Raw genomic sequence first — 18,079 nt, 5'->3', positions numbered from 1 at the left:
GGTCACACGGGCAGGACCGCCGGGAGGTCGAGGACCATCCGCACGAAGGCGGCGCGCTCCCGGGCACGGGTGACGGCGGCGTCGGTCACCGGCTCCATGGTCAGTGTCAGCGGCATGGTGGTGCACGGGTAGCGGAGCTGAGCCGCCGTGCGAACCCCGGCCGCCAGGTCGGCGAGCGGGACGTCGACCCCCTCGGCCGCCAGCCCCGCGCGGTACGCCGGGACGGCGATGTCGAGCAGCGCCGGCACCTCCTCGGGGGGGCCGACCCCGGACTCCGCCCGGCCGAACACCAGCGGCAGCAGGTCGAAGCCGGCGGGTGCGGACCCGGTCATCCCCCAGTCCACGAGCACGAACCCCTGGGGATCGCGCCGGGGACGCAGCAGGTTCATCGGGGTGGGGTCGCCGTGGGCCGGCAGCAGCGGCAGGTCCGCCAGCCGCGCGTGGACGTCGGCCACCCGGCCGGCCAGCGTGCAGACCTCCTCCCGGAGCGCCGCGACCTCGGGCAGCCGGAACAGCGGGTGTGCCCAGGTGGCGTCGTCCAGCAGCCAGGGCACCGCCCAGGCGCCCAGCTGCTCGTCCCGGTACGAGGTGAGCAGGTCCCCGCCCGGCGTCGGCGGCATCGACCGGCCCACCCGCCGCGCGGTGAGCCGCCCCAGGCGGCTCGCCGCGCGGGCGGTGTCGGCGCTCGTCCAGGGGGCGTCGACCGGGTCGGCGTCCTCCAGCCACAGGGTCAGGCGGTCGCCGTCCTGCTCGTGCACGGCGACGACGTCCGGCGTCCGCAGGCCCGGCGGCATCAGCGTGGCCACGTCGCCGGTGAGGACGTCGGCCTCCAGGCGCCACGGGATGAGGGCGTCGAGGTGGGCCCGGGTGTCGTCGGGCATCTGCGGTGGCAGGCCGTGGCGCGCGGCCTGCAGCTCCTTGGCGACCAGGCGCAGGGGGAGGGCGCCGTCGGCGGTCGCGACCGTGACCCGCGTGAGCGCGCGGGTGGTGGGGGCGGAGATGCGGTGCGGGATCGGCGTGCAGGTCACCGCGTCGACGACGAGCCCGGCGCGGCCGGTCCAGCGGCGGAGGTGCCCGCCCAGTTCGTCGACGGCGAGGCCGCCGGGCAGCGCGGTCACCGGGCCGCGGAGGGCGCGGGCGGGGGTGGCGGGGCCGGGTGCCAGGGGTGTCGCGGGCGCGGGAGCAGCAGGGACCAGCGGTACATGGCGGGGAGGGTCGTCATGGCGGACCTCGTGGGATGATGGTCAAGCACCTTGTCTGACACGGAGATGGTGAAGCAGCTTGTCCACTGCTGTCAACGGCCGGCCGGAGCCGCTGGTCTCGACCCTGTTCGAGCTCATGATGCTGCGGTTGCGCGACGAGCTCTACGCCCTCAGCGACGCCCGCTTCCCCGGGCTGCGGGCGCGCCACTACCGGCTGCTGTCGTTCCTGCCGCCGGAGGGGGAGCGGCTGAGCCGGCTCACCGAGGACAGCGGGCTGACCAAGCAGGCGCTGGCCCAGGCCCTGGCGCCGCTGGAGGTCGGCGGCTACGTCGAGGTGGGTCCCGACCCCTCCGACCGGCGGGCCCGGCTGGTCCGGCTCAGCCCGCGGGGCCGGGAGGTCAACGAGGCGGTGCGCGCCCGGCTGGCCGGCGTCGAGCGGGAGTGGGCGGCCCGGGTGGGCGACGACCGGTGGGCCTGCGCCCGCACCGTCCTGACCGACCTCGCCGTCGGCGGGACGCGCACCGGCGCCGACTAACGTCGGGCGGGCGACCGGAGCCGTCGGCCGTCGGCCGTCGCTCCCCCACGTCCCCGGAGGTCCCATGCCCCAGCCGGTCACCGCCAGCGGCGCCCGCGAGGTGCCCTACGACCGGAGCCGGGTGTGGCGGGCGCTCGCCGTCCTCTCGCCCTACTGTTCCGTCTGCGACGTCTCCTACGTCGTCGACGGCTCCGGGTCACCGGGCCGTGGGACGACGTTCGTCTGCGTTCCCGGCACGCTGGAGGACGGCGCGGAGCCGCCGGCCGGCGCGCCCCGCGGCGAGATCGTCGACTGGGAGCCGAAGCGGGCCGTCACCACCCGGCTGGAGCTCACGCCCGAGACGTGGACCACCCGCATCGAGCTCGCCGACGCCGGACCGGGCGCCACCCGGGTCACGATCACCGTCAGCCACGAGCCCCGGGGCGGCAACCGGCTCGTCCACCGGCTGATGCGCAGCGGCGTCCGGCAGATGGTCCAGCGCACCGTCGACGGCGAGCTGGAGAAGCTCCCCGCGCACGTGGACCTGTTGTCCGCGGGCGGCGGCAGGTCCACGATCGGGTGACCAGCAGGTGTGCGGCAGTGATCTTGGGGTAGCCATCTCGCCGAATGGGTCCGCCCACCGGGGCGGGTCCGCGAGCGCAAGGGAGAACACCGTGATCTGGGACATCCTCGGGCTCATCGTCGTCGGTCTGATCATCGGAGCGCTGGCCCGCCTGCTCAAGCCGGGCAAGCAGCAGATGAGCATCCTCGCCACGATGGTGCTCGGCGTCCTCGGGGCTCTGATCGGCGGGTTCATCGCCAGCCTGATCGGGACCGGGGACATCTTCGAGCTGAACATCCTCGGCTTCATCCTCGCCGTGGTGGCCGCCGTCATCCTGGTCGGCCTGTACGTCGGCATGTCGGGGCGCAGCAACCGCGCCGTCCGGTGAGCCCCGCCCCGGGGGCCCGGTCGACCTCTCAGAGGTCGACCGAGTCCCCGGGGGCCAGGCGGCTGTAGGGGGTCGGCGTGCCAGGACCCCGCTCACCCAGCATCCCGCCGATGACGCCCAGCCCGGTGTCGTTGAGCAGCCCGTCGTGCACCGCGAACGCCTGGTCGGCGTCGACCGCCCGCACGTAGTCGATGACCTCCGAGACCTTCGACCAGGGCGCGTGCACCGGCAGCAGCAGCGTCGAGACCGGCTCACCGGGGACGGTCAGCGCGTCCCCGGGGTGGAACACCTGCCCACCCACGAGGAACCCCACATTGAGGATCCGGGGGATGTCGGGGTGGATCACCGCGTGCAGCTCACCGTGCACGGTCACGTCGAAGCCGGCCACCGTGACCGCGTCCCCGTCGCCGACGACGTGCACCCGTGAGCCCAGGCCCTCCAGCTGACCGGCCACCGACCGGTTCGTCCACAGCTCCAGCCCCGGGTCGGCGTCCATCGCCGAGCGGATCACGTCCGGGCTGAAGTGGTCGAAGTGCTCGTGGGTCACCAGGACGGCGCTGGCCCCGTCGAGGACCGCCGGATCGGTGAAGGCCCCCGGGTCGATGACCACCCGCCGGTCGCCCTCGCTGAGGACGACGCAGGCGTGGCCGTGCTTGGTCAGCTCCATGTCACCACCTCCAGGACCGCATCCTGCCTGCCCCGCGGCAGGTCGGCGATCGGGTCCCCCGTGTCACCCCTCCGAGGGAGATCGGACGCCGGGCCGTGTCCCGTGCCGGCCGGCGTGCCGACGCACTGGTCATGAGCACCCACACCCTCGCCTCCACCGTCGTCGCCGCCCGCAGCCGGGCGCACGGGCCCACGGCCGCGCTGTGGCACGCGGTCGAGGTGCACCGCCCCACCGCCGAGCTCGACGGTGCCTGCGAGCTGACCCTGTGCGGGTCGCTGGCCCGTGTCCAGGTCGAGCAGCCCTGGCCGGCGACCTCCCGCGACGTCTGCCCCACCTGCGTCGTCCTCTCCCGGTGAAGAAGGCCCTCCCTGCCCCCCACCACTCGCATGCTCGCGGTGGGACCTTGCAGGAGGGCCGTCAGGCGCCGTCGGCGAGCTCCGCCCGCAGCCGGGCCAGCAGGTCCGAACGGTTGCTCGCGCCCAGCCGCTGCCGCATCCGCGACACGTGGTGCTCGACCGTCTTGGCCGAGATGTAGAGCCGGCTCCCGATCTCCCGGTAGGTCTGCCCCTCCACGACCAGCCGCGCCACCTCCCGCTCCCGCTCGCTGAGCACCCCGCTGGCCGCGGGCGCGGACGCCGGGGCAGGGCCGGGCGCCGCGTCGCCCGACTGCCGGGGCGCGGACAGCGACGGGGCGCTCTCGCACCCCGTGCTGTCGGCCAGCGCGCGGGCGCAGCCCAGCAGCACGGCGCGGGCCTTCTGGTCCACGGCCCGTGCCGCGGCCTGCCCGGCCAGCCGTGAGCCGTCCCAGCCCAGCCCGACCGCGGTGAGCTCCTCGGCCGCGGTCACCACGCTCGCCGCGTCGACGTCGCCGGTCAGCACCCGCATCCACGACCGCCCCGCCCGCGCCAGCGTCGCCGCGTAGGGGCTGGTCCGCGCCGCGGCGACCAGCGCCGCCGCGTGCGGCCGCAGCCCGTCCGGGTCGTCGGCGAGGATCGCCGCCTGCGCGCCGCTCCAGTGCAGCGACGTCGCCCACAGCTGGGGCTCCCCCAGCCGTGTCAGCAGCGCCTGCGCCTCGGCCAGGTGCGGCCGCAGCCGGTCGCCGTCCCGCAACCGGGCCGCGGCCACCACCAGCTCGCCCAGCGGAAGCAGCGTGAACAGGTCCACCGGGTGGCGGACCACCGCCTCGCGCGCCCTCACCCACGCCCGCACCAGCGCCGGCACGTCGCTGCTGCGGCGGGCCAGCCCCACCTCCAGCGCCCGCAGGAAGACGTCGTCGCGCGGCTCGAGCTGCCCGCCACCCTCCTGCGCTGGGCCTGAGCGCGCCGAGTCCTGCGCTGGGCCCGAGCGCGCCGAAGCCTGCGCTGGGCCCGATCGCGCCGAGTCCTGCGCTGGGCCCGATCGCGCCGAGTCCTGCGCCATCGCCATGTACTCGCGGGCCCGCGTCATCCGGCCGGCCAGCATCGCGATCCAGGCCAGCAGCAACCGGTGCCGCGGCCGGCACGGCGCACCCCCGAGGTCGGCGTCCACGGCCCGCTGCAGCACGGACTCCGCCACCCCCAGCTCCCCGCTGTGCAGGGCGACCAGGGCGGCGAGCGCCGCCGGGGTGTCGACCAGCAGCGCGGTACGCCCCACCGGCTCCAGCAGCGCCGCAGCCCGGGTCAGCGTGGACAGCGCCGCGGCGATGTCCTCCGCCGCGTCCGCCCCGGCCCGCAGCGACTGCAGCACACCCTGGGCGGTGAGCTCCTCACTCACCGACAGCATGGTCGGCAGCCCACCGGCCGCCCGCGCGCCGTCCAGGACGGCGGCCGCCTCCTCGGGTGCCCCGGTGGCGATCAGGGCCAGCGCGGCCGACCCCGCCCGCTCCGGGCCGGCCAGCCGGCACAGGGCGGCGGCCCGGCCCAGCAGCCCCCGCTGGGCCAGCACCGCGGCGGTCACCCCCGCCGCGCGGGCCCGGTCGGGCGCCGCCGGGTCGGCGAGGGCGGTGTCGGCCCACTGCAGGGCGCCGTCCAGGTCCCCGGCCAGCGCGGCCGCCTGCGCCCGCCGCGCCGCCAGCCCCGCCACCGGTGCGCCGCTGAGCGCGGCCGCGCCGAGCAGCTCGCCGGCCAGGGCGGGGTCGTCGGCCAGCGCCGCCTCGCCGCGCCGCTCCAGCAGCCGGGCGGCCAGCGGGTCGCGCACCCGCTCGGCGGCCAGCCGTCGGGCCAGGTCCAGGGGCTCCTCGCCCCGCTCGACCAGCAGCCCCAGGAGCCGCCGGCGGGTGCGGCGGGTGACGTCCGGTGGCGTGGCACCCAGCAGCAGCTGGGCCACCAGCGGGACGACCGCGCCGCTGGGCAGCAGCAGGCCACTGGCCCGCGCGGCGGTGACCAGCTCCGCCGCGTGGCCGGGCAGCACGTCGAGCACCCCGCCGAGCACCTCGTCCTCCAGGGGCGCGCCGGCGGCCACGGCGTGCAGCAGCGCGCGGGTCTCCTCGTCGACCGTGGCGAGCTGGGCGCTGACCCGGTCGGCGACCTCCTCCGGGACGGCGGAGCCCGCCGCCCCGCCGCGGGGGATGCCGCGGCGGGCGAGGGCGCGCAGCACCGGGTGGACCAGGGCGGGCAGCCCGCCGGTATGACCCAGGACGGTGTCGACCAGGTCCGGCGTCGCCGCCTCGCCGAGCTGCTCGCGCGCCCAGCCCCGGACCACGGCGCGGTCGGCGTGACCGAGCACGACGGTGCGTCGTTCGGCCCCGAGCTCCGGGAGCAGGGCGGTCAGCGGCGCCGGGCGGGGCCACGGCCGGTAGGCGAGCGCGATCCGTGCGCCGGGAGCGCCCACCAGCGCGGCGAGCCCGGCCGCGGCGGGCCCGGACAGCCGGTGCGCGTCGTCGACGACCACGGCGAACTCCGCGGGCAGGGCGGTGGGATCCGCGGGGACGCCGTCGAGGACGACCAGCCCGGCCCGCCGCCAGGCCGTGGTCAGTTCACCCAGCAGGTGGGTCTTCCCCGTGCCGCCGGGTCCCTGCACGGTCACCGCGGCCGGGCACTCCCCGGGGGCACCGGCGAGCTCCCGCACGGTCGTGGTCGCGGCGGGCAGGGTGCCCGTCGCGCAGATGTCGGCGATCACAGCAGTTCCGTGGCGGACGCCGGCCCGGGGAGGGGCTCGGGCTCCGGCGCGGGGGCCGGCGGCGTCGTGGGGGGCGGTGCCGGGGTCGTCTGCTCGGGCTCCGCCGCCGGGGTCGTCGGGTCCGGGGAGGTGGTCGGGTCGGCCGGGGGAGTCGTCGGCTCCGACGGGGGGGTGGTTGGGTCCGGCGGAGTGGTGACCGGGGGGGTCGTGGGCTCCGGGGCGGGGGTGGTCGGCTGCGGCGCCGTCGTCCCGGGGGGCGTGCTGCCGGGCGCGGGGGTGCCCGGGGCCGTGGTGCCGGGACGTGTCGTGCCCGGGGCCGCGCTGCCGGAACTCGTCGTGCCGGAACTCGTCGTGCCGGGGTCCGTCGTGCCGGGGACCGTCCCCGGCGGGACGACGCCGCTCGCCGGCCGGGAACCGGTGGTCCCCGGGGCGGAGGAGGTGGCGCCGGCGGACACCCCGCCGCTGCGGGCCGCGGTGGTGATCGCCGCGGCCAGGCTGGTCCGGGGCTGGGTGCCTGCGGCACCCCCACCGGTGCCGCCTCCCGCTGTCCCGGCGCGGCTGCCGGGCGTGGTCGCCGGCTGTGCCGCGGTGCCGGCCGGGGCCGTGCCGCCGACTCCGGCGGTGCCGGTGGCGATCACCTGGCCGCCGTCGCGCCCGGCGGTCTGCTCGGCGCCCTGGGTGGCAGCGGGGTCGGAGGCCAGGACGGCGGCGAGGGTCGGCGGTACGACGAGCAGCCCGAGGAGGGCGCCGCCCACCACGGCTCCGCGGCGCGCCCGCGAGCTCCGGCGCGGCCGGGTGGTCCCGCCGGGCCGGCGGGACGACGAGCCCCGCTCGGCCGGTGGCCGGCGGTCGGCCCGGGGAGCCGGGACGTCCCCCGAGGGGGCGGTACCCGCGGGGACCACTCCGGTGGAGGCCGGCGCGGCCGGCGGGGGGACGGCGGCCAGCAACTCCTCGGCCACGAGCGCGTCGGCGGCGAGGGCGGCCGCGCCGAGCGCCGCGGTGAGCGCCGGCTCGGGGCAGACGACCAGCGGCCGGTCCAGCTCGCCGGAGAGGATCTCCGCGACCAGCGGGACCCGCACGCCACCCCCGGCCAGCACGACGGCGTCGAGGTCGGCCGGCTCGAGGCCCGCGGCGGCGACGGCGTCCGCGACGGCGGTCAGCGACTCCTGCACGGGACCGGTGAGGGCCTCGTCGAGCTCCTCGCGGGTGAGCCGGACCGGTCCGTCCGGCAGCCCCGCGGCCACGTCGACGGTGGTCCGCGCCGACAGCGCCTCCTTGGCCGCGGTGCAGGCGGCGCGCAGCGCGTGCCCGCCGGCGATCGGCGTCGCGCCGGAGGCGAGCACGTGGGCGAGGACCACGTCGTCGACGTCGCGCCCGCCCCAGGCCCGGGGCTCCGGGGGGAGGCCCCGGTGGCCCAGGGGCTCCTCGGCCGTGGGGCCGACGACGGCGGTGTCCAGGGTGCTCGCGCCGAGGTCGTACACGGCGACGGTGGGCTCCGGCGCGAGGTCGCCGGTGACCACGTGGTGGTGGACGGCGGCCACCGCGCTGGAGACGAGGGAGAAGCGGGGGACACCGGCTGCCTCCAGCGCGCGGGCGAACACCGCGCGGCGGTGCCGGCCCCAGGACGGCGGCACGGTGACGACCGTCCACGCGTCCGGCCGCCCCTCCTGCCGGGCGGCCGCCTCCCGGACCCGCTGCACGGCCCCGGCGGCGAGGTCGGCGGCGGCCACGGGCCGCTGACCGGCGTAGACGGGTTCCGGCGCGCCGACCCGGGCCATGACGTGGGACACGGTCACCGCCTCGGGGGTCGGCGTCAGCGTGACCCCGCCGTCCGGCCCGACGGCCACGCCGGCGGGCAGGGTCGGTCCCTGACCACCGAAGCGCACCGGCTCCGCCGCCGCCTGCCCCGTCCCGTCCTTGGCACACACCGCCGCCGAGATCGTCCCGTCGCCGATGTCGATGCCCAGCCCGTACTCGTCGTCGCGCACAGGTGCCCCCTGGTTCGCCATCACCTTCCCGGGTTCCCGCATCGGGGCCACCCGGTCAGCCGAACGTATGACCCGGTCACCCCATCTGTCCCACGCGAACCGCCTGTCGGACGGCTGCGGACGGTAAGTGGAGGGCGACACCCCGCAGCCCCTAACGCGGAGTCAGCACGCACCCCCCAATCGGGTGATGTGACCTGGGGGAGAACCCCCGATGCCGGGGGTGGCGGGCGGCGGTTGGACTGCGGTCGCCAGCCGGCCGAGAACGCGGACGGCTCGAGACCCAGGAGTGCCAGCCATGTCGACTCTCGCGAGCACGCTGCTCGACTTCATCCTCGACCTCTTCCGCGACCCGGAGAAGGCCGCCGCCTACGAGGCCGACCCGCAGTCCGCGCTCGACGAGGCCGGCCTCACCGACGTCTCCCCCGCCGACGTCGCGGACCTGATGCCGATGGTCGCCGACTACTCCACCGTGGGCGGCTGGAGCGGCGGGCGCGGCGACTCCTGCGACGACGACGACCGTTCCTCCCTGGTCGCCGGCGCATCCCACCGGCCGTCGCGGGACGGGGACGACGACGACCGCGGCTCCCACCGCCCGGTGCACGACCGGGACGACGACCGCGACGACGACCGGGACGACGACGGTCCGGGCCACGGCGGGCACCACGGCGGCCACCACGCGCCGGCCGCGGGTCAGGAGACGGTGGTCATCACCCACCTGCAGAGCATCCAGTACACCAACCACGAGACCCACGTGTCGGTCGATGCCTCGCACAGCATCTGGGTGAGCGGCGACGCGCAGGCCATCTTCGGCGACGTCGAGGGCGACGTCTCGCAGATCGACAACTCCGGCGGGGTCTACGTCGGCGACGACCTCGAGCTCGAGGACTCCGAGCTCGTGGTCGACCACAGCGACAACTCGGTGGAGGACTCCTACAACGAGAGCACCGACGTCTCCGGCAACGGCAACGCGGTGGGCACGGGCAACGACGTCGACACCGAGATCGAGACCGACATCGACGTCGAGAACTCGGGCAACACCCAGCACGGCGACGGCAACGTCTCCGGCAACGGCAGCCACGCCGACAACTCCACGAACACCGACGTGGACGTCGAGGACTCGTTCAACGAGGACAACTCGGACAACTCCACGAACACCGACGTGGCCGTCGAGGACTCGTTCAACGAGGACAACTCGGACAACTCGGACAACTCCACGAACACCGACGTGGACGTCGAGATCGAGGACTCCTTCCAGGACAACTCGGACAACTCGACCAACACCGACCTGGACGTCGAGATCGAGGACTCCTTCCAGGACAACTCCGACGACGACGGCTTCGACGTCGACGACTCGGGCAACGACAACTCCTCCACCGACAACTCGGTCTCGGTCGAGGACTCGTTCACCGTGGAGGACTCCTTCCAGGACAACTCCAGCTCCGAGGACGAGCTGGTCGTCGTCGACGACTCCTCCGTCGACGACGTGACGGTCTGAGCTCCACTCCCCGCAACCGGCCCGGGTGTCCCACGGGGGACACCCGGGCCGGGTCGCGCCCGCACACCGCCCCGGGTGGTAAGACCGGGACCCAGGAGGTGGCCGTGGTCACGTCAGCACACGTGGTCGACCGGGCGATGGCGCTCGCAGAGGTCTGCGAGCGGCCGGACCTGCACCGGCGGCTGATCCAGGCGCGGGCGCGCTCCGCGGCCCCGGGCGTGCGCGTCCTGGTCGTGGGCGAGCCCAAGCAGGGCAAGAGCTCGCTGGTCAACGCCCTGGTCGGGGCGCCGGTCTGCCCGGTGGCCGACGACGTCGCCACCGTCGTCCCCACCGTGGTGCGGGCGGGGGAGCAGCCGAGCGCGACGCTCGTCGTCACGACCGGGGGCGAGCCGGGCGGGCCGGCTGCCGACGACGTGCCCACCGAGCGGGTGCCGGTGCCGATCGAGCAGGTGGCGGCGCGGGTGACCGGAGCGGGCGCCGAGCGACTGGTGCAGGCCGAGGTCGAGCTGCCGCGGCAGCTGCTCGCCGGCGGCCTGGAGCTGGTCGACACCGCGGGGGTCGGCGGCGTGGGCGCGGCCCGCGCGCTGCGCACGGTCGACCTGCTGCCCAGCGCGGACGCCGTCGTGCTCGTCACCGACGCCAGCCAGGAGTTCACCGCCCCGGAGATGGCCTTCCTGGAGCAGGCGCGGGCGCTGTGCCCGACGGTCATCTGCGTCCTCACCAAGACCGACGCCTGCCCCGACTGGCGGACGATCGCCGACCTCGACCGCGCCCACCTCGCCGGCCGCGGCATCGAGGCGCCGCTGTTCTGCGTCTCCTCCGCGCTGGCCCAGCTCGCCGTGCAGCACCGCGACCGCGAGCTGCACGAGGAGTCGGGGATCGCCGAGCTGGTCACGCACCTGCGCCGCGAGGTGGTCGACCGCGCCGAGACGCTGGCCCGGCGGTCGCTGGTGCACGACCTGGCGGCGGTCACCGAGCACCTGTCCCTCGCCGTGCGCTCGGAGCTGGCCGGCCTGCAGGACCCGGCCGGCCGCGAGGAGCTGGTGCGGGGCCTGGAGGAGGCCAAGGCGGCCGCCGACGACCTGCGCCGGCGCTCCGCCCGGTGGCAGCAGGTGCTCGGCGACGGCGTCACCGACCTGCTCAGCGACATCGACTTCGACCTGCGCGACCGCTCCCGGGTGGTCACGCGGGAGGCCGAGGAGGCGATCGACGCCCGGGACCCCGGCCCGGTGTGGGGCGAGCTGGCCGAGTGGCTGGACCGCCGGATCGCCGCCGCGGTCGCCGACAGCTACGTCTGGGCCGAGCAGCGTTCGGAGTGGCTGGCCGAGCGGGTGATCGAGCAGTTCGCCCGGGACGGCGGCGCCGCCGTCCCGGCCCTCTCCGTCGGTGCCGCCGGTGACGCCCTGGAGAGCCTGGTCGACCTGCCGGAGATCGACGACGGCGCCATGACCCTGCGGGAGCGGACCCTCATCGGCCTGCGCGGCTCCTACACCGGCGTGCTGATGACCGGCCTGGTGACCAGCCTGGCCGGGATGGCGATCATCAACCCGGTGTCGCTCGCCGCCGGCGTCCTGCTGGGCCGCAAGGCCTACAACGACGACAAGAAGCAGCGCATCGCGCGCCGGCAGTCCGAGGCGAAGGCGGTGGTCCGCCGGCACCTCGACGAGGTGGTCTTCCAGGTGGGCAAGCAGCTCAAGGACCGACTGCGCACCGTCCAGCGCACGCTGCGCGACCTCATCACCGACACCGCGGAGGAGATGTCGCGCTCGCTGGCCGACGCCGTGGCCGCCGCCCAGCGGTCGACCAAGGAGGCCACCGCCGAGCGGGACGCCCGCATCCGGTCGCTGCGGCTGCGGCTGGAGCAGCTGGACCGCCTCGCCGCCGACGTCCGGCAGCTGAGCCGGGTCGCGGTGCCGTCGGCATGAGCCCGGTCGAGACGGCCGGCAGCGGCACCGTCCTGGACGACGTCCGCGGGCTGCTGGACGACGCGGTCGAGCGGTACCGCGACCTCCCGGCGGTGGCCGCGCGGCTGGCCGCCCAGCGCCGGCGGCTGGACGAGCCGCTGCGGCTGGCGCTGGTCGGGCGGGTCAAGTCGGGGAAGTCCACGCTGCTCAACGCCCTGGTGGGGGCACGGATCGCACCCACCGACGCCGGCGAGTGCACCCGGGTCGTCACCCTCTACCGGCACGGCGCCACACCCCGGGTGCAGCTGCACGGCACCGACGGCGGGGGGCGGGCCCTGCCGGTCCGACGGGCCGACGGCGGCCTGCACCTCGACCTCGGGGGCACCCCGCCGGAGGAGGTCGAGCACCTGGTCGTGGAGTGGCCGGCCACCGACCTGCTGCCGGCGACGGTGGTCGACACCCCGGGGATCTCCTCGCTGTCGACCGGCACCAGCGCGCGCACCCGCACCTTCCTGGAGGGGGAGGAGGGGCGCTCGGGCGCGGACGCCGTCGTCTTCCTCACCCGGCAGCTCCAGCCGGAGGACGTCGCCGTCCTCGCCGGCTTCCAGGCCGACTCCGGCGCCGGGGGCGCGCACACCACCACGATCACCGTGCTCTCCCGCGCCGACGAGGTGGGCTCGGGCCGGCTGGACGCCCTGCACGCCGCGGGCGCGGTGGCCCGGCGGATGTCGCAGGACCCCGCGGTGCAGGCGGTCAGCTCGGCCGTGGTGCCGGTCGCCGGGCTGCTGGCGCTGGCCGGGCGCACGCTGCGCCACGGGGACTTCGTCGCGCTGCGCACCCTGGCCGGCGCCGACCAGCAGCAGGTCGCGGGGATGCTGCTGACCGCCGACCGGTTCACCCGGCCCGAGGTACCGGTGCCGCTCGCGCGCGACGTCCGGGTCTCGCTGCTGGAGCGGCTCGGCCTGTTCGGGATCCGGCTCTCGCTGACCCTCATCCGGGCCGGTGTCGCCGACGCCTCCACCCTCGCCGACGAGCTGCTCCGCCGCAGCGGGCTCACCGAGCTGCAGCGGCTGCTGCGCGTGCACTTCACGGCCCGGGGCGACCAGCTCAAGGCCGGGACGGCGCTGCGCCTGCTGGCCGGGGTGCTGGCCGAGCACCCGGTCGAGGGGGCCGAGGAGCTGCGCGCCGGTGTCGAGCGGGCCCGGCTGGCCGCGCGGGAGCTGGACGAGCTGGAGCTGCTGGCCCGGTCCCGGGCGGCCGGCAGCCCCCTGCCGGAACCCCTGCGCCCCGACGCGGAGCGGCTGCTCGGTGCCGAGGGCACCACCCCGGCGGCGCGGCTGGGGCTGCCGGAGGACGCCGACGCCGCCGAACTGCGCGGTGCGGCCCGGGCGGCGCTGGACCGGTGGCGGGCGGCCGCCGACGCCCCCCTCGCGACCCGGGCGACCGCCGATGCGGCCGCGGTCGTCGTCCGCTCCTGCGAGGCGCTGCTCGCCGAGTCGGACGGCTGGCGCGCCGGGTCGCCGGCGGGCGGGGCAGGCGGGTGCTCGGGCGCCGGTGACCCGGCGGCCGGCGGCTCAGCGGCCGGCGGTGCCCACGGTCCCGGCGGTCCCGGCGCGGTCGCTGCGGGAGGAGGCGCGGGACGAGCGGGTGAGCAGCGGCAGCAGGGCGAGGACGAACAGGCCGCCGGCGGCCAGTAGGGCCATCCGGTCCACGTCGGCGTCCCCGGCGACCAGGCTCTGTGCCACGTCCAGGACGACCAGCGCCGGCAGGATCGTCGCCAGCAGCGCCCAGCGCGCCCAGGAGCGGCCCCGCAGCAGCAGGAGGACCCACACCAGGGACAGCAGGACCACGAGCGTCACGCCGCCGGTGACCACGGCGATCGTGGCGCTCACCCCGTCGGCGACGACCCCGGCCGGGGCCGCCGGGTCGTCGGCGGTCGCGGTGGCCACCAGCCGGTTCCGCAGAGCGGTGGAGTCCAGCAGCGCGGCCACCACGCCGGTGAGGGCCGCCAGGCAGCCGGCGCACCACAGCGCCACGGTGGCCTGCACGCCGGCGGGGCGGGGCGGGGTCCGGCGGCCGAGCGGCGGCGGCGCGATGTCGCTGGTGGTCGCGGGGCGCGGCGGCGGGGACTGCTGGACGACGTTGCCGGTCATCACCACGCGCCGTGGCGAGGGGAGGCGGGTCTCCGCCGTCCCGGCCGGGGCGGTCCACCGGCTGCCGACACCTCCTGCGGTGCCCTGCTCCCCGTGTGGCCGCGCCAGCTCCGTCACGTGTCCCCCTACCGACGACGATGTCTGGCGGAGCCTGTCATCGTCGTCGTCACGGACCGCAGCGTTCCGCGCCGCAGCGGTACGGACGCTCTCGTGTCGACACCTGGAGCAGCGTCGCCACTGCGGTCAGTGAGCAAGGACAGCGCTGCCCTCACGACTCGCGAGCTCGCGGGAGGACGCCTCAGCGGGCCCGCCGGCGCGCGAGCCGGGTCACCGCCCGGTGAAGTGGGGCGCGCGCTTCTCCAGGAACGCCTCGACCGCCTCGCGGTGGTCGGTGGTCTGCCCCAGCTCCTTCTGCAGCCGGGCCTCCAGCGCGAGGGTGTCCTCGAGGGAGTCGGTGGCCGCGGTGGCGAGCACGGTCTTCAGCGCCCGGTAGGCGGCGGTGGGGCCGGCGGCCAGCCGGGTGGCCAGCGCCTGCGCCTCGGGCAGCACCTGCTCCGGCGCGACGACGCGGTGCACGAGGCCCCACATCGCGGCGGTCTCGGCGGGGAAGGCGTCCGGGAGCAGCAGGATCTCCGCCGCCCGCGACCCGCCGACGCAGTGCACCAGCCGTGAGGCCAGAGCGGAGTCGCTGGACAGTCCGATGCCGGCGAAGGCGGTGGTGAACTTGGCGCCGGCGGCGGCGATCCGCAGGTCCCCGGCGAGCGCGATGCCCAGGCCTGCCCCGGCGCAGGCCCCGTTGACGGCGGCCACGACCGGCACCCGCAGCGCCGCCAGCGCCAGGATCAGCGGGTTGTACTCCTCCTCGACCACCGACAGCGACTCGGCGGCGTCCCCCCGGAGGGCCTCGACGTGCTGGGCGAGGTCCTGTCCGACGCAGAACGCCCGGCCGGTGCCGGTGAGCACGACCGCCCGCACCGTCTCGTCGGCGCCCACCTCGCGGACGACGTCGAGCAGCTCACGGCGGGACTGGTGCGTGAGCCCGGCCCGCAGCATGGTGATCGTGGCGACGCCGCCGGCGTCCTCGCGGGTCACGGTCTCGGGCATCGGCGCCCCACCTCGTCTCTGGTCGATGAGCCTGCACGGCGTGGCACGGCACGGCACGGCGAGATCGGCGATCTCGGCGGCTCCCGGGGTCGGAAGCGTACGAGATCGCCGATCTCGCCGAGGGTGGATCAGGTCGGCCGGGTGGTGGCCTCCCGGTCGCGCAGCTCGCGGCGGAGGATCTTCCCGGTGACCGTCTTGGGCAGCTCGTCGATGATCTCGACCTGCCTCGGGTACTTGTAGGCGGCCATGCGTTCCTTGCAGTGCGCGATGAGCTCCTCCGCCGTCACCGCGGAGCCCGCCTTGACGCTGACGAACGCCTTGACGGTCTCCCCGCGCTTCTCGTCGGCCACGCCGACGACCGCGGACTCGCGTACCGCCGGGTGCTCGGCCAGGACGTCCTCGACCTCCCGGGGCCAGACCTTGTACCCGGAGGCGTTGATCATGTCCTTCTTGCGGTCGACGATGAAGACCCAGCCCTCGGGGCTCATGAAGCCGACGTCGCCGCTCTTGAGCGCTCCTCCGGGCAGGTTGGCCGCCGTCTCCTCCGGTTTGCCCCAGTAGCCGGCGACGACCTGCGGCCCCTCGGCGACGATCTCGCCGACCTCGCCCAGCGGCACGTCCCGCCCGTCGTCGTCCTGGATGCGCACGATGGTGTTCGGCGCCGGCACCCCGACCGACAGCGCCCCGGACGTCGGGTCTACCGGCGACGGGGCGCCGAACGGGGTGACCGTCATCGGCGAGGTGGTCTCGGTCAGCCCGTAGGCGTTGTGCACCGGGGTGCCCGTGGCCGTCAGGAACGCCTTCGCGGCCGTCGGTGAGATCGCCGCGCCCCCGGAGTACACGGACGTGAACGAGGCGAAGTGGTCCCGGGTGAAGCCCGGCGCGTTGAGCAGCGCGTTCAGCGCGGTGATGGCGCCGATGGTGAACGTCGGCCGGTGCTCGAGGAGGGCGTCGAGGACCACCTGCGGCTCGAACCGGTAGGCGAGGACGAGGGGCGCCGGGACGAGCATGCTCACCGCGATGTGCCCGATGAGCCCCGTGATGTGGAACAGCGGGGCGATGCCGAAGATCGCGCCGTCCCGCCCGGCCCGCGTCCAGTCCCGGTACACCTGCGCGGTGAACACCACGTTCCGGTGGGTGTTCATCGCGCCCTTCGGCACGCCGGTCGTCCCGGAGGTGTAGGTCAGGAACGCGACGTCGTCCGGCCGGAGCCGGACCGGCGGCGGGGTCTGCCCGCGGTGCTGATCGACGAACTCCAGGAGGTCGGTCGTGCCCTCGTGGCGCTGCCGACGGGACCCGGCGAAGAGCCGCTGGTCGTCGCGGGTCTGGAAGTCCAGCTCGCTGGTGGTGAGGACCAGGCGCACGTCCGTGTCGGGGACCACCTCCCGCGCGACCTCGTCGTAGAGCCCCTCCAGCGAGACCAGCACCGTGGCCCCGGAGTCCGCCAGCAGGTAGGACAGCTCCCGCTTCCGGCTCATCGGGTTGATCGAGACCATGACGCCGCCGGCCTTCCAGGTCGCCACCATCGCGATGACGAACTGGGGCACGTTCTGCAGGTAGACGGCCAGGCGGTCGCCGGCGGCGAACCCGTTGGCCAGCAGCCCGGCGGCCAGCGCGTCGCTGAGCTCGTCGAGTTCCTGGCGGGAGACGGTCCCGTCGAAGTACTTCAGCGCGTCGCCGCCGGGGTCCCGGGCGAGCCCGGCGCGGAACATCTCGAGTGCGTTGTCGAACTCGATCTCGTAGTCGGCCGGCTGACCCTCCTCGTAGAGGGCCAGCCAGGGTCGGTCGGTGTAGCCGCTCATCGGGGGCTCACTTGATGGCGAGCGGGTTGACCGGGGAGCCGGTCGCCCGGTGCACCTTCAGGGGGGCGGCCGCGTACAGGAACGTGTACTGCCGGTCCGCCGCGCAGTCCTCACCCAGCTGCTCCAGGTCGCAGATCTCGGTGAGGGTGACCCCGAGGTTGCGCATGAGGGCGCAGTGCAGCGGCAGGGCGGTGCCGTTGTTGGGGTCGTAGGTGACCTCGTTGGCGATGGTGTCGGTGACCAGGTTGGGGATCTCCATGTCCTGGAACCACTGCACCAGCTCGCGGCTGTAGACCAGGCCGGGCTCGTTGAAGCCCTCGTAGAACGCGTCGCCCTGCTCGTGGAACAGCTGCAGGAAGTTCGTCCGGATGACGAGGATGTCGTGCTTCTCGATCCGGGTGCCCTGGGCCTCGGCGCAGGCCATGAGGTCCTCGTGGCTGAACGTCTCGCCCTTGTCCAGGGTCGGCTTCCCGCGGAAGCGGGCCATGTCGAGCAGGATGCCGCGGCCGACGACGCCACGCTGGGCGATCGCCTCGACGCTGGCCTTCTCCAGGCCGCCGACCGTCGTCCGGGCGTCATAGCCGTTCCAGATCTGTCCGCCGTACCAGACGTGGCCCAGGGCGTCGTACTGCGTGGAGCCCTGCAGGAAGGCGTTGATCTTGTCGTCGGCGTAGTGCAGGCCGCCGGGGAACTGCGGGGCGTCGGGGGAGTCCCACGAGGACTCGTCGAGGATCATCGTCCGCTCGGCCGGTGAGCGCCCCGGCCACACCGGGTCGCCCTTCGGGTCCCCGATCAGCCGCTGCAGGGGGAAGACCTTGCCCTGCTTGACGTGCCCGATGCCCCGCATGACCTCCTCGGCCGTGAGGTAGTTCAGCGAGCCGACCTCGTCGTCCGGGCCCCACTTGCCCCAGTTGGTGGGTGCGTCGGCCAGGACCTCGGTCATGTCCGGGGCGGTGGCGGGTGGGGTGGGGGCCTTCTCCTCGGCCTGTTCCGCGGCGTTGGTCATGGGGACCGTCCTCTCGTCGATGAGCGGTGTCCGGCGGCCCGGGGCGAGCGCCGGGGAGTGTCCACCGTCACAGTCGGCCGTTGCGTCTGGCAAGCACCCGGCGCACCGGAGTGGTCCGGGTGCAACGTCGGCGCAACGCGACGGCGGTCCCGGGGCGGGGGACCTCCGGGCCGCGACGCCGGGACCGATGCCCGATCC

At 75.7% G+C, this 18,079-nt stretch carries 14 protein-coding genes; 7 read left to right on the top strand and 7 right to left on the bottom strand.

All coding sequences use genetic code 11. The annotated features are described in order from the left end of the window. Positions 1 to 2 precede the first annotated feature (2 nt). Positions 3 to 1,118, bottom strand: coding sequence for a phosphotransferase (locus tag CRP39_RS16300; protein WP_097207437.1), 1,116 nt, complete (start codon positions 1,116 to 1,118; stop codon positions 3 to 5). A gap of 163 nt (positions 1,119 to 1,281) precedes the next feature. On the opposite strand from CRP39_RS16300, the gene CRP39_RS16295 reads away from it, so the two are divergent. From CRP39_RS16295 to CRP39_RS16285, 3 genes are all read left to right on the top strand, one after another. Further along, positions 1,282 to 1,737, top strand: a complete 456-nt coding sequence (locus tag CRP39_RS16295) for a MarR family winged helix-turn-helix transcriptional regulator (protein WP_097207436.1) — start codon at positions 1,282 to 1,284, stop codon at positions 1,735 to 1,737. Between the two features lie 64 nt (positions 1,738 to 1,801). Continuing rightward, positions 1,802 to 2,299: an SRPBCC family protein gene (locus tag CRP39_RS16290; RefSeq protein ID WP_097207435.1), complete on the top strand. Its 498-nt coding sequence runs from the start codon at positions 1,802 to 1,804 to the stop codon at positions 2,297 to 2,299. A 91-nt stretch (positions 2,300 to 2,390) separates the two neighbouring features. After that, positions 2,391 to 2,666 carry a GlsB/YeaQ/YmgE family stress response membrane protein gene (locus CRP39_RS16285; RefSeq protein WP_245853915.1) on the top strand — a complete coding sequence of 92 codons (276 nt, stop codon included), beginning with the start codon at positions 2,391 to 2,393 and terminating at the stop codon, positions 2,664 to 2,666. Between the two features lie 28 nt (positions 2,667 to 2,694). Here the strand turns inward: CRP39_RS16285 and CRP39_RS16280 are convergent, their stop codons facing one another. After that, a complete protein-coding gene (locus CRP39_RS16280; RefSeq protein ID WP_097207434.1) occupies positions 2,695 to 3,333 on the bottom strand; it encodes an MBL fold metallo-hydrolase in 639 nt (212 codons plus the stop codon). Positions 3,334 to 3,464: 131 nt separating this feature from the next. On the opposite strand from CRP39_RS16280, the gene CRP39_RS16275 reads away from it, so the two are divergent. Continuing rightward, positions 3,465 to 3,689, top strand: coding sequence for a hypothetical protein (locus CRP39_RS16275; protein ID WP_097207581.1), 225 nt, complete (start codon positions 3,465 to 3,467; stop codon positions 3,687 to 3,689). A gap of 61 nt (positions 3,690 to 3,750) precedes the next feature. On the opposite strand, the gene CRP39_RS28100 is transcribed toward CRP39_RS16275, so the two are convergent. Both CRP39_RS28100 and CRP39_RS28095 read right to left on the bottom strand, forming a co-directional pair. After that, positions 3,751 to 6,429: a helix-turn-helix transcriptional regulator gene (locus CRP39_RS28100; RefSeq protein ID WP_097207433.1), complete on the bottom strand. Its 2,679-nt coding sequence runs from the start codon at positions 6,427 to 6,429 to the stop codon at positions 3,751 to 3,753. Next, positions 6,426 to 8,459 (bottom strand): Hsp70 family protein, encoded by a 2,034-nt coding sequence (locus tag CRP39_RS28095; protein ID WP_143426676.1) that lies wholly within the window; start codon positions 8,457 to 8,459, stop codon positions 6,426 to 6,428. The genes CRP39_RS28100 and CRP39_RS28095 overlap by 4 nt, the downstream gene beginning before the upstream one ends. 253 nt (positions 8,460 to 8,712) lie before the next feature. Between CRP39_RS28095 and CRP39_RS16260 the strand changes: the two genes are divergently transcribed. The 3 genes from CRP39_RS16260 to CRP39_RS16250 all read left to right on the top strand — a co-directional run bounded on the left by CRP39_RS16260 (position 8,713) and on the right by CRP39_RS16250 (position 13,513). Next, a complete protein-coding gene (locus CRP39_RS16260) occupies positions 8,713 to 9,912 on the top strand; it encodes an IniB N-terminal domain-containing protein (RefSeq protein ID WP_097207431.1) in 1,200 nt (399 codons plus the stop codon). A 104-nt stretch (positions 9,913 to 10,016) separates the two neighbouring features. Then, the gene (locus CRP39_RS16255; protein ID WP_245853914.1) at positions 10,017 to 11,837 is read left to right on the top strand and encodes a dynamin family protein; all 1,821 of its coding nucleotides are present in this window, start codon (positions 10,017 to 10,019) and stop codon (positions 11,835 to 11,837) included. Beyond that, entirely contained in the window at positions 11,834 to 13,513 is a 1,680-nt protein-coding gene (locus tag CRP39_RS16250; protein WP_097207430.1) for a dynamin family protein, read from the top strand. Before CRP39_RS16255 ends, CRP39_RS16250 begins: the two co-directional genes overlap by 4 nt. A 783-nt stretch (positions 13,514 to 14,296) precedes the next feature. On the opposite strand, the gene CRP39_RS16245 is transcribed toward CRP39_RS16250, so the two are convergent. The 3 genes from CRP39_RS16245 to CRP39_RS16235 all read right to left on the bottom strand — a co-directional run bounded on the left by CRP39_RS16245 (position 14,297) and on the right by CRP39_RS16235 (position 17,881). Next, positions 14,297 to 15,073: an enoyl-CoA hydratase-related protein gene (locus tag CRP39_RS16245; protein WP_097207429.1), complete on the bottom strand. Its 777-nt coding sequence runs from the start codon at positions 15,071 to 15,073 to the stop codon at positions 14,297 to 14,299. Between the two features lie 128 nt (positions 15,074 to 15,201). After that, positions 15,202 to 16,875, bottom strand: coding sequence for an AMP-binding protein (locus tag CRP39_RS16240; RefSeq protein WP_097207428.1), 1,674 nt, complete (start codon positions 16,873 to 16,875; stop codon positions 15,202 to 15,204). A 7-nt stretch (positions 16,876 to 16,882) separates the two neighbouring features. Further along, positions 16,883 to 17,881 (bottom strand): cyclase family protein, encoded by a 999-nt coding sequence (locus CRP39_RS16235; protein WP_097207427.1) that lies wholly within the window; start codon positions 17,879 to 17,881, stop codon positions 16,883 to 16,885. Positions 17,882 to 18,079 lie beyond the last annotated feature (198 nt).

The sequence above is a fragment of the Geodermatophilus sabuli genome, assembly GCF_900215145.1.
Taxonomy (GTDB): Bacteria; Actinomycetota; Actinomycetes; order Mycobacteriales; family Geodermatophilaceae; genus Geodermatophilus; species Geodermatophilus sabuli.
Note: the sequence above shows the minus strand (reverse complement) of the source record. Positions and strands in the feature narration are given on the sequence as shown.

Excerpts from the sequence above, each read along its gene's own strand:
- CRP39_RS16280 (WP_097207434.1), bottom strand. The coding sequence starts at position 3,333 with ATGGAGCTGACCAAGCACGGCCACGCCTGCGTCGTCCTCAGCGAGGGC.
- CRP39_RS16235 (WP_097207427.1), bottom strand. The coding sequence starts at position 17,881 with ATGACCAACGCCGCGGAACAGGCCGAGGAGAAGGCCCCCACCCCACCC.
- CRP39_RS16245 (WP_097207429.1), bottom strand. The coding sequence starts at position 15,073 with ATGCCCGAGACCGTGACCCGCGAGGACGCCGGCGGCGTCGCCACGATC.
- CRP39_RS16275 (WP_097207581.1), top strand. The coding sequence starts at position 3,465 with ATGAGCACCCACACCCTCGCCTCCACCGTCGTCGCCGCCCGCAGCCGG.
- CRP39_RS16240 (WP_097207428.1), bottom strand. The coding sequence starts at position 16,875 with ATGAGCGGCTACACCGACCGACCCTGGCTGGCCCTCTACGAGGAGGGT.
- CRP39_RS28095 (WP_143426676.1), bottom strand. The coding sequence starts at position 8,459 with ATGCGGGAACCCGGGAAGGTGATGGCGAACCAGGGGGCACCTGTGCGC.
- CRP39_RS16290 (WP_097207435.1), top strand. The coding sequence starts at position 1,802 with ATGCCCCAGCCGGTCACCGCCAGCGGCGCCCGCGAGGTGCCCTACGAC.
- CRP39_RS16250 (WP_097207430.1), top strand. The coding sequence starts at position 11,834 with ATGAGCCCGGTCGAGACGGCCGGCAGCGGCACCGTCCTGGACGACGTC.
- CRP39_RS16260 (WP_097207431.1), top strand. The coding sequence starts at position 8,713 with ATGTCGACTCTCGCGAGCACGCTGCTCGACTTCATCCTCGACCTCTTC.